General features: G+C 34.9%; 13 protein-coding genes. 6 read left to right on the top strand and 7 right to left on the bottom strand.

The genetic code is table 11. The annotated features are described in order from the left end of the window. Nucleotide 1: 1 nt before the first annotated feature. Genes C1T31_RS13825 through C1T31_RS13810 form a run of 4 tightly spaced genes read right to left on the bottom strand, consistent with a single transcriptional unit; the run spans nt 2 to nt 6,711 of the window. A complete protein-coding gene (locus C1T31_RS13825) occupies nt 2-3,508 on the bottom strand; it encodes an efflux RND transporter permease subunit (protein ID WP_103053112.1) in 3,507 nt (1,168 codons plus the stop codon). A 30-nt stretch (nt 3,509-3,538) separates the two neighbouring features. Beyond that, complete coding sequence (locus C1T31_RS13820) at nt 3,539-4,720, bottom strand: efflux RND transporter periplasmic adaptor subunit (protein WP_103053111.1); 1,182 nt, start codon at nt 4,718-4,720, stop codon at nt 3,539-3,541. Nucleotides 4,721-4,737: 17 nt separating this feature from the next. Then, complete coding sequence (locus C1T31_RS13815; RefSeq protein WP_103053110.1) at nt 4,738-6,081, bottom strand: TolC family protein; 1,344 nt, start codon at nt 6,079-6,081, stop codon at nt 4,738-4,740. Nucleotides 6,082-6,102: 21 nt separating this feature from the next. After that, the gene (locus tag C1T31_RS13810; RefSeq protein ID WP_103053109.1) at nt 6,103-6,711 is read right to left on the bottom strand and encodes a TetR/AcrR family transcriptional regulator; all 609 of its coding nucleotides are present in this window, start codon (nt 6,709-6,711) and stop codon (nt 6,103-6,105) included. Nucleotides 6,712-6,835: 124 nt separating this feature from the next. On the opposite strand from C1T31_RS13810, the gene C1T31_RS13805 reads away from it, so the two are divergent. Beyond that, nucleotides 6,836-7,810 carry a polyprenyl synthetase family protein gene (locus C1T31_RS13805; protein ID WP_103053108.1) on the top strand — a complete coding sequence of 325 codons (975 nt, stop codon included), beginning with the start codon at nt 6,836-6,838 and terminating at the stop codon, nt 7,808-7,810. Beyond that, complete coding sequence (locus C1T31_RS13800; RefSeq protein ID WP_103053107.1) at nt 7,810-8,157, top strand: hypothetical protein; 348 nt, start codon at nt 7,810-7,812, stop codon at nt 8,155-8,157. Before C1T31_RS13805 ends, C1T31_RS13800 begins: the two co-directional genes overlap by 1 nt. A gap of 2 nt (nt 8,158-8,159) precedes the next feature. Here the strand turns inward: C1T31_RS13800 and C1T31_RS13795 are convergent, their stop codons facing one another. Beyond that, complete coding sequence (locus C1T31_RS13795) at nt 8,160-8,702, bottom strand: alpha-ketoglutarate decarboxylase (RefSeq protein ID WP_103053106.1); 543 nt, start codon at nt 8,700-8,702, stop codon at nt 8,160-8,162. Between the two features lie 116 nt (nt 8,703-8,818). Here C1T31_RS13795 and C1T31_RS13790 point away from each other — a divergent pair, with 116 nt between their 5' ends. Then, nucleotides 8,819-11,575 carry a 2-oxoglutarate dehydrogenase E1 component gene (locus C1T31_RS13790; RefSeq protein ID WP_103053105.1) on the top strand — a complete coding sequence of 919 codons (2,757 nt, stop codon included), beginning with the start codon at nt 8,819-8,821 and terminating at the stop codon, nt 11,573-11,575. Nucleotides 11,576-11,601: 26 nt separating this feature from the next. Next, nucleotides 11,602-12,819 (top strand): 2-oxoglutarate dehydrogenase complex dihydrolipoyllysine-residue succinyltransferase, encoded by a 1,218-nt coding sequence (gene odhB / locus C1T31_RS13785; RefSeq protein ID WP_103053104.1) that lies wholly within the window; start codon nt 11,602-11,604, stop codon nt 12,817-12,819. Between the two features lie 558 nt (nt 12,820-13,377). Here the strand turns inward: odhB and C1T31_RS13780 are convergent. Further along, nucleotides 13,378-14,010 carry a response regulator gene (locus C1T31_RS13780; protein ID WP_103053103.1) on the bottom strand — a complete coding sequence of 211 codons (633 nt, stop codon included), beginning with the start codon at nt 14,008-14,010 and terminating at the stop codon, nt 13,378-13,380. A 47-nt stretch (nt 14,011-14,057) separates the two neighbouring features. Continuing rightward, complete coding sequence (locus tag C1T31_RS13775) at nt 14,058-14,498, bottom strand: retropepsin-like aspartic protease (protein ID WP_103053102.1); 441 nt, start codon at nt 14,496-14,498, stop codon at nt 14,058-14,060. Nucleotides 14,499-14,548: 50 nt separating this feature from the next. On the opposite strand from C1T31_RS13775, the gene C1T31_RS13770 reads away from it, so the two are divergent. Together C1T31_RS13770 and C1T31_RS13765 are read left to right on the top strand one after the other, a co-directional pair. Beyond that, entirely contained in the window at nt 14,549-15,316 is a 768-nt protein-coding gene (locus C1T31_RS13770; protein ID WP_103053101.1) for a TatD family hydrolase, read from the top strand. A 2-nt stretch (nt 15,317-15,318) separates the two neighbouring features. Continuing rightward, complete coding sequence (locus C1T31_RS13765) at nt 15,319-16,350, top strand: asparaginase (protein ID WP_103053100.1); 1,032 nt, start codon at nt 15,319-15,321, stop codon at nt 16,348-16,350. Nucleotides 16,351-16,356: the final 6 nt, after the last annotated feature.

Below are 16,356 nucleotides of genomic sequence, written 5' to 3'. Positions count from 1 at the left end.
CTTATTTAAGGGATAAGGATTCACTTTCAATTTGCAAACTACCTTTGCGTTTTTTGCGTAACCACATCTTCAATTTCATGACTAAGAAAAATAAAACTGGTACAATAACTAAGGTTAAAAATGTTGCAACAAATAGACCATAAATTACAGTCCATGCCAATGGTCCCCAAAAAACCACATTATCACCACCGATGTAGATGTTTGCATCAAAATCTTTAAATAAAGTAAAGAAATTGATGTTGAAACCAACTGCCAATGGAATTAAACCTAAAATAGTTGTAATAGCCGTGAGAAGAACAGGGCGTAAACGTGCTTTACCTGCTCTGACGATGGATTCAAACAAATCATCAACTTCTAAATAGTCGTTTTCATCTATATAGAGGGTTACTTTCTTTCTGTCAATCAATAATTGGGCATAATCCAATAGTACCACACCATTATTTACTACAACACCAGCTAGGGAAATGATACCAACCATGGTCATCATGATTACAAACGCACTCCCGGTAATAACAATGCCTCCAAACACACCAATTAAGCTTAAGAAAATGGCCAGCATAATTATAGCAGGTTTAGAGACTGAATTAAATTGGAAAATCAAAATGAAGAAAATAAGTCCTAATCCAGTGAAAAAAGCACCCATTAAAAAGGCCATTTGCTTGTTTTGCTCTTCAATTTGCCCTGTGTAATCAATTTTGATATTGCTTGGTAAGTCTTCAAAGCTCTTCATTTCGTTTCGAATTTGATTAACCACAGCTCCAGCATCAGTATAGCCAGGTGCTAATGCCGAATAAACAGTTACCACACGTTTAGCATCCTTATGTTTTATGGCACTGAAACCAGAGGTGTTTTCATGTTCTGCTATAGCGGAAACAGGTATTTCCTTAATCTGTCCTGAAGCCATATCCCTAAATGTGATTTTCTGATTGAAAAGCGCACTTTTATCATAGCGATTTTCTTCATTAAACCTCACATAAATATCGTAGTCATCGCCATCTTCTTTATAGACACCTGCCTTGGAACCAAAAATGGAATTTCGTAATTGCTGTCCTACTTGTGAAGCACTAATGCCCAACTCACCAGCCTTTTCACGATCAACAACTACACGCATCACGGGTTTGTCTTTATTCACGTCAATTTTGAGTTCGTCAACACCAGCAACATTTTTACTGTTGATAAACTCACGCATGCGTTCAGCTGTGTTGATTAATTCATCGTAATCATTTCCTTCTAATTCAATATTAATAGGTGAGCCAGCAGGTGGTCCCGCAGCATCTTTTTCAACGGAGATTAAAACCCCTGGATAAATACCAACTAAGGCTTTTTGAACTTTTTGACGCAATATTTCACTGTCTTCGCCTCGACGGTATTTAAACTCACGCATAGAGGCTGTTATTTTGGCTTTGTGAGGCATTTCAGCAGCCGAACCACCATCAGTTTGCGGATTTCCAGCACCTTCACCAACTTGTGATACGGCACTTTCAACCATGAAATTATAATCACCATCCTTATATTGTGAATCATCTAAAACCTTGTAAACACGTTTTTCAATTTCCTTGGTTATGGCATTGGTTTTTTCAATGGCGGTACCTTCAGGATATTCTATGTAGACAATAATTTGGTTTGGAATGTTATCTGGGAAGAACTCCACTTTGGTACGTTGTGTTGATAATGACATGCCAAAAGCCATAAATGCCATAATAAGCAATAAAAATGTTCCAATACTTAAAGCATATGGTTTCCATCCAGATAAAGTCCAACGTAGCGTTCTTTCGTACAAGCGCTCCAATTTTACTAATGTTTTGGTTTGAAAATTATTAGCCCATTTGCGTAAGAATAGTCTATATACCCACAACATAATGGCTGTGAAAACCATTAAACTACCCAAGGCACGATACTCGCCTGCTACAAAATAGACCATAATGCCTAAAACAGCCATGATACTCGTAAGTGTCACAATGCGTTTTAGAGGCATATCTTTATCTTCAATACTCATGAATTGGGATACCAATACCGAGTTGAAAAATATGGCAACAAATAATGATGACCCTAAAACAATGGATAGAGTTTGAGGTAAAATCATCATAAATTCACCCATAATGCCTGGCCATAAGCCTAATGGTATAAAAGCAGCTACCGTTGTGGCTGTTGATATAATAATTGGGAAGGCTATTTCCCCTATTCCTTTTTTGGCAGCTTCAATACGACTCATGCCTTCCTCATCCATTAAACGATAGACGTTTTCTACCACAACAATACCATTGTCCACCAGCATTCCCAGACCCATGATAAGTCCGAATAACACCATAGTATTTAATGTAATGCCAAACATATTGAGAATCATGAGCGACATAAACATGGACATAGGAATAGCGAAACCAACGAAAATGGCATTTTTGAAGCCCAGGAAGAACATTAATACAGTGACAACCAATATCACCCCAAAAATGATGTTGTTGACCAAATCATCTACTTGACCTATGGTAACTGATGATTGATCGTTGGCAATGGTAACTTTTAAGTCTTGTGGAAAGACGTTGTCTTTGGCGTCTTGAACAATGGTTTGAATCTGCTCTGCGGCAGCAACCATGTTTTTTCCTGCGCGCTTTTTAACATCCAGCATTACCACTGGCTCGCCATACTCTCTGGCAAAGGTGGTTTTGTCTTCCTCTTCAAAACTAACTGTGGCAATATCTTTTAAATAAATAGGATTGTCGTGCTCTGATTTCACAACAAAATCACGTAGTTGTGCAGGATCTTCAATTTCACCTAAAATCCGAATAGTTCTACGTTGTCCACTGGCTTTGATGTTTCCTGCCGACATAGTAACGTTTCCACCGCTAATGGCGTTGATGACATCACTAAAAGATACTTGAGCAGCCATCATTTTATAGATATCAACAGCAACTTCCACTTCTTTTTCTTGCGCACCACGAATGGCAACTTCCTTTATCTCTAAAAGATCTTCAATTTCATCTTGGAGATACTCACCATATTCCTTTAATTTTTCTACTGGGTAATCTCCAGAAATGTTAATGTTCAAAATGGGCATTTCTTCAGACATACTCAAATCAAAAACATCGGGTTCTACTTTGGCACCATTAAAGGTTGGCCAGTCCTCATTAGTGGTTTTTGATTCTACTTCATCTTTGACTTTTAATTTAGCTTCTTCAACGGTAATCCCTTCATCAAACTCAACAATGACCATGGAGTAGTCTTCTTGTGATGTTGAGGTTATTTCAACAACATTACTGACGGTTTTTAGTTCATCTTCTAAAGGATCTGTAATGAGTTTCTCTATATCTTCAGCAGTATTTCCTGGGAAAATAGTACTGACATATATTTTTGTTTCGTTTACTTCTGGGAAGTTTTCCCTAGGCATTTCAAAGAATGCCGAAACACCCAAGTAAAAGAATACCAAAATCAGGACATAAATGGTGGTCTTGTTATTAATGGCCCACGATGATAGTCCAAATTCTTTATCGACTTTTTTCTGTCTTTCAGTCATGTTATATTTTTTTGGCTTTGGGTTAGTCTATTATTTCGCTTCGTTGTAGTCAATAACTTCTACTGATTGTCCATCCTTGACACTACGCGCACCTTCTTTGATGATTTCGGTATCGTTTTCAATTCCAGATAGAACCTCAATGACATCGCCTTGAGTTTTTCCAGTAGTGATAATGGTCTTTTTGGCAACACCAATATTATCGCTATCTTTTTCTGATACCGTGTAAATGTATTGTTCGCCTTCAGCATTTTCAGAAATGACACTTTGAGGAATTAAAATGGCTTCCTTATTCGTGTAATCATTAATCTTTAGTTTAGCCGTTAAGTTTGGTTTGATATTCTTTTCAGAATTAGGAATACCAACTTCAACCTTAAAAGTACGATTGGACGGGTTAATAAAATCACCCGCTTGACGAATTTCGGTTTCTATACTTTTTCCTAAAACCGGAAACTCTACCACAACATGTTTGCCTTTGGTAACATCTTCAATGTAACGTTCGGGCACATCGGTTTCTATATACATATTGTTTAGGCTGACCAATCTAAATAATTGAGATTGTCCAGCAGCAACTACACTACCTTGTTCGGTAATGACATCATCAATGGTTCCAGAAAAAGGTGCCTTAACAACCGTTTTGGCAATTTGTTGATTGAGTTGATTTACGGCTTCTTCTTGAGCTTCATAAGTGGACTTGGCTTGAAGAAATTGAATTTCACTACCTATGTTTTGGTCCCAAAGGCGTTTTTGACGCTCGTAAGTGGTTTTTGCCAAATCAGCTTGTATTTTTAATTGTGCCAATTGTTGACTTAAACCGCCATCATCAATTTTTGCTAGGGTTTGACCTTTACTTACTTTTTGACCTTCGGTTACATATACATGAGACAAAATACCGTTGTACTCTGGTGTAATCACCAAAAGGTCTTTGGTGGTAACATTTCCTTGAATTTCAAAATAGTGATTAAAAGGCTCCGTTTTTGCCTTAAATGTTGTTATTAAAGGCACTTTTTTAACCGTATCTACTTTGGCTATGGCATCATCCAATTGAACCAATTGGTCATGAATGGTTTGCTGTTGTTCAACAATTTCGGCACGTTTTTGGCGCATAAGCTCCAGATTGTTTGAACTTAAGACGTTTTCCAACGAATTTTTTTTGCCTTCTCCGCAAGAAAATAAAATAACGGTTGCTAATAGGAGTGTTAGTATATTTTTCATTTTTTTATTGTGATAGCTTAATAATTAACAGTGTTCAGTATGGTTTCTAATTCTGCCTTTTTAGCAATGACATTAAACATGGCTTGTAAGTATTCTTGCTGGGCAGTGTATAGTTGTGTTTGAGCTTGACGCAAATCAAAACTGGTAGCAATACCTTCAAAAAATTTGGTTTCGTTTTTTGATTCTATACGTTCGGCTAAATCTAAATTTTCTTTTTTGTTGGTGTATTCTTCAATGGCAAATTGATAATCGCTTTTAGCATTGGCTATTTGAAAACGTAATTCTTGTTCGGTTTGTGTCAATTCTTCTTTAGCTTTTTCGACATTAATTTGCGCACGCTGGGTGGCGGCACTGCGCATACCTGAACTAAATATAGGTACCGAAAGTCCAACTCCAAATTGAGCTTGTCCGAACCATTCTTGGTTGGTGTTAGTAAAAGTAAATTTGTCACTAAATCCATTATACCCAGCAGACACAAAAGCATTTAAACTAGGCAGAAAAGTGCTTTTTTCAAGTTTAAGCTGTAACTCTGTTGTTTCCATATAATTGGCAGCAATTCTGTAATCAATGGTGTTTTCAACATTTTCTTCGGTGCTTAAAAGGTCTAAAGAAATATTTTGTAGCGTGAGTGTTTCTAGGTCATCAGTAAGAATCGTATTTGTATTTAAATCCAAACCTAATGAAATATTAAACATTTTATAGGCTAGATCTTTTAGCCTGATGTTATTGTTAAGGTAACTTTTTAAGCTACTTAAAGTTATTTGCAATTGTTCAACACTTTCTTCTTCTTCTAGGCCATTTTCATAAATTTTTGTGGTTTCATCCAGATTTTTTTGGAGTACTGAAATATTGTTGTTAACAATATCCAAGCTTTTTTCGGCAAGCAATACGTTGCCATAAGCATTAATGACAGCTTTTCTGACTTCCAAATCCGTTTTTGTTTTAGAATTCTCTGAAATTAAAAGATATACTTTGGCAGCTTGTAGGCCAACTAAATAGGAGCCATCAAACAAAAGTTGATTTAAAGTGGCGCCTAAATTCATGCTTTGTTTTGTTCCAAAGGTAACAGGGACAAATGTTCCAGGAGCACCTCCAGCAATTTCACCCGGTAATAATGATACTTGTTGCTTGATCCAATTTTGGTAGTCAACGTTACCATTAATTTGGGGTAATCCTGTCGCTGTTGCTCCCCATTTTTCTTTTTCTGCAATTTCTACATCACGAATAGCATTTTTTGCTGCACGGTTATTTTCTAATGCAAAATCTATGGCTTCTTGTAATGAGAAAGTATAATTGTTTTCTTGTCCTAGGGACATAATGGAAAATAGAAAACAGATTATTATTAAGGTGATGTGTTTCATGTATTCTTTTTAGGTAAGTTTTTAATGTGATTGATTGACTTTCAAATATTCGTTCAACAGTTCAAGACCTTTTGGGGTACAAATTCCGCGTAGGTGATATTCCAAATAATTATCCATAAGCGATTTCATCGAAAAGTTTTCAAGCGGAAACAACCCCTTATCCTTTAGAGACATCATGCAATTGAAATAGATTTTGGAAATGAAATTGACATTCAGGTTTTCTCTGTATAATCCAATCTTCTTACCTCTTTCTAAATTGCAACTTACGCAATCATCCATGACACAATATTGTTTCTCCTTAATATCCTTAAATATTTTTGGGTAATACTTTTCTAATTGATATTGCGGCGAGGATTTTTCATCCTTAAGATTGTGCATTAAGAATTTTTTGATCTCATAAATTTCCTCTATCGGATTTTTTTCCATATCCCTAATGTCTTCAATACCACTAGAAATCGATTGGAATAAATACATAACAGATTCTTCAACCAAAATGGTTTTGTTTTCAAAGTATTGATAAATGGTTTTTTTTGATATGCCTAAATTATTGGCAATATCATCCATGGTCACACTTTTGAACCCATAGGTTAAAAATAAATCAACGGCTGTTTTTAAAATGTCTTCTTTCATAATTGTGGTGCAAAGCTACGCAAGGAAACTTTAAAAACAAAAAAAGTTTCCATAGTTTTAATGTTTTTTTAACATTACCCTAAAGTTGTTGTAATAATGAAGGCAATTACTTTATTTTGCAATCATGCAATCAATATCCTTTTATCAAAAAGCTTTTAGTTCCTATTTAGAAGACTACCAAACGTTTGGAGAACCCTCATCTCTTTATGCGCCTATTAACTATATATTAAAATTAGGTGGGAAGCGATTAAGACCTGTTTTAACGTTAATGAGTGCAGAATTGTTTGATGCTGATTATAAACTGGCTATGAATGCCGCATTGAGTATTGAAGTATTCCACAATTTTTCATTGATTCATGATGATATCATGGATGCCGCACCATTGCGTAGAGGTCAAGAGACTGTTCATGAAAAGTGGGATGTTAACACAGGTATTTTGTCTGGTGATGCTATGTTAATCATGGCTTATAAATTATTTGAAAATTATCCTTGTGAAACCTTTCAGGCATTAGCCAAATTATTTAGTAAAACAGCTCTCGAGGTTTGTGAAGGCCAACAGTATGATATTGATTTTGAAACACAGGATCATGTTACAATAGGTAGTTATTTAAAAATGATTGAGTATAAAACAGCTGTTTTGGTTGGTGCTGCCATGAAAATGGGAGCTATAGTTGCTAATGCTAAAAAAGAAGACCAAGATCGGATTTATGAATTTGGTAAAAACCTAGGCATCGCTTTTCAGCTTCAAGATGATTATTTAGATGCTTTTGGAGATCCAAAAACCTTTGGTAAGCAAGTTGGAGGTGATATTATTGAAAATAAAAAAACCATTTTATACATTAAATCATTTGAGCTAGGTGACGATGAAGATAGACAGCAATTGTCCGATTTATATAGTTTAAACCCAACTGACCAAACCGATAAAATAAAAACCATAAAATCTATTTTTGAAACTACAGGAGCTGCTGACGCTACAAAAAACGAAATTTCAAAATTCACCAATAAGGCTTTTGAAGTTTTAAATCAGTTAAATATTCCAAACACAAAAAAAACCATTCTAAAAGAATTTGGTTTACAATTAATGAATCGATCTGTTTAATGCAATGGCCAATAACATTTTCAGAATTAATCCAGCAAGCTGAAGGACTTAAACTATATAGGCAGTTGATTGTTCAGCTTAATAAGGATTTGGCTCTTGCCAATTTGAATTTAAGTTTTAATGAGGATATTTTGCCGTCTAGTTTAAAACTCATGCTTCATGAAACCATCTATAAATTAATTCAGGAGCGGTTTATGGATTACCTGAATCTGCTCTATATCATTGATGTTCCTGAAAAACAAATTAGGTCTTTGGATGGTACTGATACATTAGAAATGTCCGAACAGGTATCATTTATGATACTCAAGCGAGAATGGCAAAAGGTTTGGTACAAAAACCACTATTAGCGCTAAAAATAAACACGTATAAATGGTGCCCATGGTTCCGCATAGATACTTTTATCTCTGTCGTATAACACATCATAGCGTATACCTATGGCAGTTGAAACTTTTCCTGTAATAATGCTATAGCCGGCTCCCAAAAACAAAGCAGGGTACCAATAATCTTCATCATAATTTAAAATGGTATTGTAGTAATTTCGGTTGACGTTTAGTTGTTCAAATTCTGCCGAAAGTTGAACTTCTCGTATTGGGTTGTAAAACCCAATCACACTTCCACCAATTATTGACGAACGATAAAAATCCTTGTCTTCGTTATAAGTATAGTTTAAACCCAAACCCATGGCAACTTGTGGATTAAAACGGTAAATAGCACTTGGTGCAATGGTACCGCTAAAAAAACCACTACCAAAACTTAAACCAATACCACCACCGATGGCAACATGATTCCAGAAATCACTTTTTTCATTTTGTGCTAGAATAGATGGTTGAAAACTTAAAAAAAATAATAGGACTAAAATGGTTAATTTTCCAAAAACGAGCTCTTTTTTCATCAACAATATAATTAGAGACTTAAACATGTTATAAAAATAACAAAACCATACCTAATTATACTAAAAATTGTACTTTTGTATAAATTTTGTCTGAAAGATTCAGTTTTAAAATATTTATGGATAAATATTCCTTTTTAAACGCCGCACACACAGCCTACTTTGCTGATTTATATGACCAATATTTAGAAAATCCAGATTCTGTTGAACCAAGTTGGAGAGCCTTTTTTCAAGGTTACGATTTTGGTAGTGAGAGTTATGGTATGAATGGAGAAATTGTTGATGGTGTTTCAACTCAAATCCCAGAACATGTTCAAAAAGAATTTCAAGTTGTAAAACTTATTGATGGTTACAGAACCCGTGGCCATTTGTTTACCAAAACAAATCCGGTTAGAGCCAGAAGAAAATATGCCCCAACTTTGGAGATTGAAAATTTTGGGCTTACTGAAGGTGATCTGGATACAGTTTTTAATGCGGCCGAAATATTAGGAATTGGTTCTCAAACTTTACGAGAAATAATCAATCATCTAGAACGGATTTATTGTGACTCTATTGGTGTTGAGTATATGTATATCAGAAAACCTGAAGAAATACAGTGGATTCAAAATAAACTAAACATCAATGATAATCAGCCTAAATTTACTGCCGACCAAAAAAAGCATATACTTAAAAAACTAAATGAGGCTGTATCTTTTGAAAGCTTTTTGCACACAAAATATGTTGGTCAAAAACGATTTTCTTTAGAAGGAGGCGAATCTTTAATTCCCGCTCTTGATGCCCTTATTGAAAAAGCATCAGAATATGATGTTAAGGAGTTTGTCATGGGCATGGCGCATCGTGGCCGATTGAGTACACTGACCAATATTTTTGGAAAATCAGCCAAAGATATCTTTAGCGAATTTGATGGTAAGGATTACGAACAAGAAGTTTTTGATGGCGATGTAAAATACCATTTAGGTTGGACCAGTGATCGAATAACAGATTCTGGCAAAAAAATTAATTTAAACATAGCACCCAATCCATCTCATTTAGAGACCGTTGGAGCAGTGGTAGAAGGTATCACAAGAGCAAAGCAAGATGATAAGTACCCAGAAAACCCTTCACAGGTTTTACCCATTGTAGTTCATGGTGATGCCGCAATTGCAGGTCAGGGGCTCGTTTATGAGGTTGTTCAAATGGCCCAATTAGATGGTTATAAAACCAATGGAACCATCCACATTGTAGTCAACAACCAAATAGGGTTTACAACCAATTATTTAGACGCACGTTCCAGTACCTATTGTACTGATGTTGGTAAGGTAACACTTTCACCAGTTTTACACGTTAATGCTGATGACGCTGAAGCCGTTGTACATGCTATGTTATTTGCATTAGATTTCAGAATGCAATTTAAACGCGATGTGTTTATTGACTTATTGGGCTATAGAAAATATGGGCATAATGAAGGGGATGAACCAAAATTTACACAGCCACTGCTTTACAAAGCAATTGCAAAGCATCAAAATCCAAGAGATATTTACGCTGAAAAGCTAATTGAACAAGGTATTATTACCAAAGAACATGTATCTCAATTAGAAGAAAACTACAAGGCATCTTTAGAAGAAAAATTAGAAGATTCCCGTAAAGAAGATAAAACGGTAATTACACCATTTATGCAAAATGAATGGACTGATTTTATTACCGTAGAAGAAGATAAGATGATGAAGCCTGTTGATACAACATATTCTAAAGCAGGCCTAGAAAAGATAACGGATGTTATCTCAACATTACCAAAAGACAAAAAGTTTATAAGAAAAATTTCTAGATTGGTTGAATCTAGAAAAACCATGTTTGACGAAGACAAGCTAGATTGGGCTATGGCAGAACATTTGGCCTACGGAACTCTTTTGGAAGAAGGCTACGATGTTAGAATATCTGGTCAAGATGTGGAGCGAGGCACTTTCTCTCATAGACATGCTGTGGTAAAAGTTGAAGATAGTGAAGAAGAGGTTGTTTTGCTTAACCAAATTAACGAAAAACAGGGTCGTTTCTTTATTTATAATTCCTTATTATCAGAGTATGGTGTCGTTGGCTTTGACTATGGTTACGCCATGGCAAGCCCTAAAACGTTGACCATTTGGGAAGCCCAATTTGGAGATTTTAGTAATGGAGCCCAAATCATGTTGGACCAATATATTTCAGCAGCCGAAGATAAATGGAAGCTTCAAAACGGATTGGTCATGTTATTGCCTCATGGGTATGAAGGCCAAGGTGCAGAACATTCATCGGCAAGAATGGAACGCTATTTACAGTTGTGTGCAAAGGACAATATGTTTGTAGCAGATTGTACGACGCCTGCCAACATGTATCATTTATTGCGCAAGCAAATGAAAGCCAATTTCAGAAAGCCCCTAATTGTTTTCACGCCTAAAAGTTTGTTGCGTCACCCTCGTGTAATATCAACTGTTGATGAATTTGCAAACGGAAGTTTTCAAATGTTAATTGACGATGAACATATTAAAGTTGATAAAGTAAAAACATTGGTTTTCGTTACAGGTAAATTCTACTATGACTTATTGGAAGAACGTGAAAAATTAGAACGTAATGATGTAGCGTTAGTAAGAATAGAACAGCTGTTTCCATTGCCAATTGAGCAAATTAAAAGCGTCATAAAGAAATATAATAAAGCAGATGATGTGGTTTGGGCCCAAGAAGAACCAAGAAATATGGGTGCTTATAGTCACATGCTCATGCATTTAGACGAAGCCAAAACATTTAGGGCAGCCACAAGAAGAGCTTATGGAGCTCCAGCAGCAGGTAGTGCTGTGCGTTCAAAAAAGAGACATCAAGAAGTCATAGATTTTGTCTTTGATAAAAACAAAAACAACCAACGATAATTTAAAATACTAAAATAGGAAATAGAATGATTTTAGAAATGAAAGTTCCGTCACCAGGAGAATCTATTACAGAAGTAGAAATAGCCACATGGTTGGTAGAAGATGGTGATTATGTTGAGAAAGATCAAGCTATAGCAGAGGTTGATAGTGACAAGGCTACGCTTGAACTTCCAGCAGAAGCTAGTGGTACAATTACACTAAAGGCTGAAGAAGGTGATGCTGTTGCCGTTGGGCAAGTGGTCTGTTTAATTGACACAGGCGCTGAAAAGCCAGAAGGCGAGTCTAAAGATAAAGAAACTAAAAAAGAGGAGGCTCCTAAAGTTGAGGCCTCTGAATCAAAACCTGATAAAAAAGAAACTAAAACCTATGCCACAGGATCTGCAAGTCCAGCCGCAAAAAAAATCCTAGCTGAAAAAAATATGTCAGCAAGTGATGTTGAAGGTACAGGTAAAGATGGTCGTGTTACTAAAGATGATGCTGTAAAAGCTGTTCCATCTATGGGAACGCCAACAGGAGGTAACAGATCAACTTCAAGAAGCAAAATGTCTATGCTGCGTAGAAAAGTTGCAGAGCGGTTGGTTGAAGCTAAGAATACAACAGCTATGTTGACTACTTTTAACGAAGTAGATATGTCACCTATTTTTGAATTGCGTAAACAATATAAAGAAGACTTCAAATCTAAACATGGTGTAAGCCTTGGTTTTATGAGCTTCTTTACATTGGCAGTAGTAAGAGCATTAAAAGAATACCCAGCGGTAAATTCTATGATAGACGGCAAGGATATGATTAGCTATGATTTTGTAGATATCTCCATTGCTGTTTCTGGACCAAAAGGACTTATGGTTCCTGTTATTAGAAATGCCGAAAACTTATCGTTTAGAGGTGTTGAAGCCGAAGTAAAACGATTAGCTATTCGAGCTCGCGATGGGCAAATTACAGTTGATGAAATGACAGGAGGAACCTTTACCATATCTAATGGAGGTGTGTTTGGCAGTATGTTGTCTACACCAATTATCAATCCACCTCAAAGTGGTATTTTGGGCATGCACAATATTGTAGAAAGACCAGTTGCAGTTGATGGAAAAGTAGAAATTCGTCCTATCATGTATGTAGCCCTTTCTTATGATCACAGAATTATAGATGGAAAAGAATCTGTTGGGTTCCTGGTAGCTGTAAAAGAAGCCTTGGAAAACCCAATTGAACTTTTAATGAACAACGATGTTAAAAAAGCTCTAGAGCTTTAAAAGTAATAACTGGATAAAAAAGGAAAGCGCAACCATTTTGGTTGCGCTTTTTTCTTGAGAATAATTCATTAACTAACTAAAAAAAACCTACAAGAATATTGATTGACACTACTATTGCTGCGAGCAATATTAATCCTATAATAAAATATTTGTTAAATCCAGTATTGTCGTCCATGGGTTGAGTAATTAATAGTTTGGGTATTAGTCATTCATACTTGTAAAGTTAGAAAGTATGTCTGTCAAAAAAAATACGTACTTATACGTATTTTTATGATTTAGATTAAAAAAAGAAACCCCACAATACTTTAAGCATGCAGAGTTCCAAAATATAATTCTCCCTAAGAACTAATTAATAGCAGTGTAAAGATATGGTGGATTATTCACTTAAAAAATACGTACTTGTACGTATTTTTGCAGAATATAAAGTCACCGTAAAAAAAAGAAGGCCTTTTTGTTCAAACAAAAAAGCCTTCTATAATTCCCTACAAGAATTTCGATTAATAGCTTTGTAAATATACAATGATATTTGCTTAAAAAAAATACGTACTTGTACGTATTTTACAAAAGATTTTTGTTTTTAATTGCCCAAAGGAATAATGACGAGGGTCTGTTTTCGAGCTTGAGTTTATTGACAATATTACTTCTATGGGTTGTGACTGTCCTAAATGAAATATCTAATATTTCAGCAATATCCTGACTTGTTTTATTTTCAGAAATAAAACGTAGTATCTTCAATTCAGATTTAGTAAGGCTTTCTATTTCTTCAGGTTTGGCTGAAGGAATTGCAGATTTTAAATAGGATGCAATCTCTTCGCTAAAATAAGGTTGCCCTTCATTTACATGACTGATACATGTTTCTATTTCTTCAATAGCAAATTCTTTAAGAATATATCCGAATACATTCAATTCCTTTGCTTTATCGTATAGTTCTTCGCCTTTGTCAAATGTAATTAGAATAATTTTTGTGTTTAAATGGTTTTTAAAACACGTTTCCGCGACTTCTAAACCTGTTTTAAAAGGCATTCTAATATCTAAAATAGCGATATCAGGTTTGTGTTTTACAATTTGATTGTAAGCTTCATTACCATTTGTTGCACTACCGAGGATATTATAACCTTTTGAAGTTAAAAAATCGCTTAAGCCTCTTAACATTAAAGGATGATCATCGGCAATTACAATAGAGGTATTCATTAATCAGTTGGTGTTGAAATTTTAGGGGAAAAATTTAAAAAACAATACTACATTTTTAAATATAAATATTTTTTTTCATAGTCAATAATGGCTTTAGATTTTTTCAAGATATCGGCACCAATGATGCCATCAACAGGTTTGGCGTTATGGGCTATCAAAGCACTATTGACATGTGCCATATTAAATAGGATTAAAGCAACTTTATTCTTTTTCCATTTACCAATTTTCAAATCATTCTTTTTTGAAATTTGAGTTACCATATCAGTGGCACCAGCTCCAGCAGCTTTAACTTCAGAATCTTTTGCTTTTAGTTTAAAGGTCTCAATAGCTTCAAAACCAACACACGACCCGGATGCACCAGTATCCAATATGAATAGACCTTTGACACCATTGATGGTAGCTCGGACTTCAAAATGATTAGTTTTTGTAAGCTTTAATTTAATTTTTGTGTAGCCTTTATCTAAAAGAAATTCCTGTAAGCTTTCCATATTCCATTTTATTACAAAGGTAGTAATGTAAAAAGACATATTTTTGCTAAATGATAATAACTGACACACATACCCATTTATATAGCGAAGCATTTGAAGAAGATAGACATGAAGTGATTCAGAGAGCCATGGACAAAGGTGTTAACCGTTTTTTTATTCCAGCTATTGATTCTACTTACACGAAATCCATGTTACAATTAGAGCAGGAATTTCCTCAACATATGTTTTTGATGACCGGTTTGCACCCAACTTCAGTAAAAGAAAATTATAAAAGTGAATTGGCTCACGTTGAAGATATGCTTGCCAAAAGATCATTTTATGCAATAGGTGAAATAGGTATCGATTTATATTGGGATAAATCAACTTTGGAAATACAAAAAAAGGCTTTTAGATATCAAATTCAACTTGCAAAAAAATATAAACTGCCAATAGTCATTCATTGTAGGGAAGCTTTTGAGGAGATTTTTGAGGTTTTGGAATCTGAAAAATCAGATGATCTATTTGGTATATTTCACTGTTTTACTGGAACTATTGAAGATGCCAAAAGAACCATATCTTACAATATGAAACTAGGTATAGGCGGTGTTGTAACGTTTAAAAATGGTAAGATTGACCAGTTTTTAAATCAAATAGATTTGAAACATATTGTCCTAGAAACAGATTCACCGTATTTAGCTCCAAAACCTTATAGGGGTAAGCGAAATGAAAGTGCCTATATTGTCAAAGTTTTGGAAAAACTATCTGAATTGTATGGGCTTCCTGAAGAAAAGATTGCCGACATTACAACACAAAATTCTAAAGATATATTTAAAGTATAATTATGAATAATTCACAGCCAAATATTCTTTTAATATATACAGGAGGCACAATCGGGATGATTAAGAATCCAAATACGGGAGCCCTGAAATCATTTGACTTTAACAATTTATTGAAACGAATTCCAGAATTAAAATTGTTGAGCTGTAATATTTCAACGATTTCTTTCAAAGAGCCTATAGATTCATCAAATATGAATCCAGATTATTGGGTTCAAATAGTCAACATCATTGAGGAAAACTATAATGAATTCGATGGTTTTGTAGTACTGCATGGCAGCGATACTATGAGTTATACTGCTTCGGCCTTAAGCTTTATGCTCGAAAATTTAGCTAAACCAGTCATACTAACGGGCTCTCAATTACCAATAGGTGATTTACGAACCGATGCCAAAGAAAATTTGATTACTACCATACAAATGGCCTCATTACAGTACCGAAATAGACCCATTATTAGAGAAGTTGGATTATATTTTGAATATAAATTATATAGAGGGAATAGAACAACCAAAATAAATGCCGAGCATTTTGAAGCTTTTGAATCGCTTAACTATCCGCATTTGGCTGAATCAGGAGTTCATATCAAAATAAATCATGAGGCCTTGTTTGTACCAAATACTAGAAAAAAACTAGTTGTTCATAAAGAATTTGGAACCAACATTGCACTCATTAAATTGTTTCCAGGTATTTCTCAAATGGTATTGGAAAGTATTTTGGATAGTCCAAATTTAAAAGGGGTGGTTTTGGAAACTTATGGTGCTGGAAACGCCACTACTGAAGATTGGTTTCTAAATTTAATAGCCAAAGCCATAAAAAAGGGTATCCATATTATTAATGTTACACAATGTTCAGGTGGTAGTGTGTCAATGGGTCAGTATGAAACAAGTTCTCAACTAAAGAGTTTAGGAGTCATATCAGGAAAGGATATTACAACGGAAGCAGCGATTGCTAAATTAATGTACCTAATAGGAAAGAAAATTTCAACTAAAACTTTTAAAACGGTATTTGAAACGGCCTTGAGGGGAGAAATGGCATAAAATTAA

The sequence above is a fragment of the Hanstruepera neustonica genome (genome assembly GCF_002895005.1).
Classification (GTDB): domain Bacteria; phylum Bacteroidota; class Bacteroidia; order Flavobacteriales; family Flavobacteriaceae; genus Hanstruepera; species Hanstruepera neustonica.
This window is presented reverse-complemented; position numbering and strand designations above follow the sequence as displayed.

What these genes read in the sequence shown, in the direction of transcription:
- C1T31_RS13775 (WP_103053102.1), bottom strand. Translation starts at nt 14,498, where the DNA reads ATGGAAAGCTTACAGGAATTTCTTTTAGATAAAGGCTACACAAAAATT.
- odhB (WP_103053104.1), top strand. Translation starts at nt 11,602, where the DNA reads ATGATTTTAGAAATGAAAGTTCCGTCACCAGGAGAATCTATTACAGAA.
- C1T31_RS13765 (WP_103053100.1), top strand. Translation starts at nt 15,319, where the DNA reads ATGAATAATTCACAGCCAAATATTCTTTTAATATATACAGGAGGCACA.
- C1T31_RS13820 (WP_103053111.1), bottom strand. Translation starts at nt 4,720, where the DNA reads ATGAAAAATATACTAACACTCCTATTAGCAACCGTTATTTTATTTTCT.
- C1T31_RS13790 (WP_103053105.1), top strand. Translation starts at nt 8,819, where the DNA reads ATGGATAAATATTCCTTTTTAAACGCCGCACACACAGCCTACTTTGCT.
- C1T31_RS13825 (WP_103053112.1), bottom strand. Translation starts at nt 3,508, where the DNA reads ATGACTGAAAGACAGAAAAAAGTCGATAAAGAATTTGGACTATCATCG.
- C1T31_RS13770 (WP_103053101.1), top strand. Translation starts at nt 14,549, where the DNA reads ATGATAATAACTGACACACATACCCATTTATATAGCGAAGCATTTGAA.
- C1T31_RS13815 (WP_103053110.1), bottom strand. Translation starts at nt 6,081, where the DNA reads ATGAAACACATCACCTTAATAATAATCTGTTTTCTATTTTCCATTATG.
- C1T31_RS13805 (WP_103053108.1), top strand. Translation starts at nt 6,836, where the DNA reads ATGCAATCAATATCCTTTTATCAAAAAGCTTTTAGTTCCTATTTAGAA.
- C1T31_RS13780 (WP_103053103.1), bottom strand. Translation starts at nt 14,010, where the DNA reads ATGAATACCTCTATTGTAATTGCCGATGATCATCCTTTAATGTTAAGA.
- C1T31_RS13810 (WP_103053109.1), bottom strand. Translation starts at nt 6,711, where the DNA reads ATGAAAGAAGACATTTTAAAAACAGCCGTTGATTTATTTTTAACCTAT.
- C1T31_RS13795 (WP_103053106.1), bottom strand. Translation starts at nt 8,702, where the DNA reads ATGAAAAAAGAGCTCGTTTTTGGAAAATTAACCATTTTAGTCCTATTA.
- C1T31_RS13800 (WP_103053107.1), top strand. Translation starts at nt 7,810, where the DNA reads ATGCAATGGCCAATAACATTTTCAGAATTAATCCAGCAAGCTGAAGGA.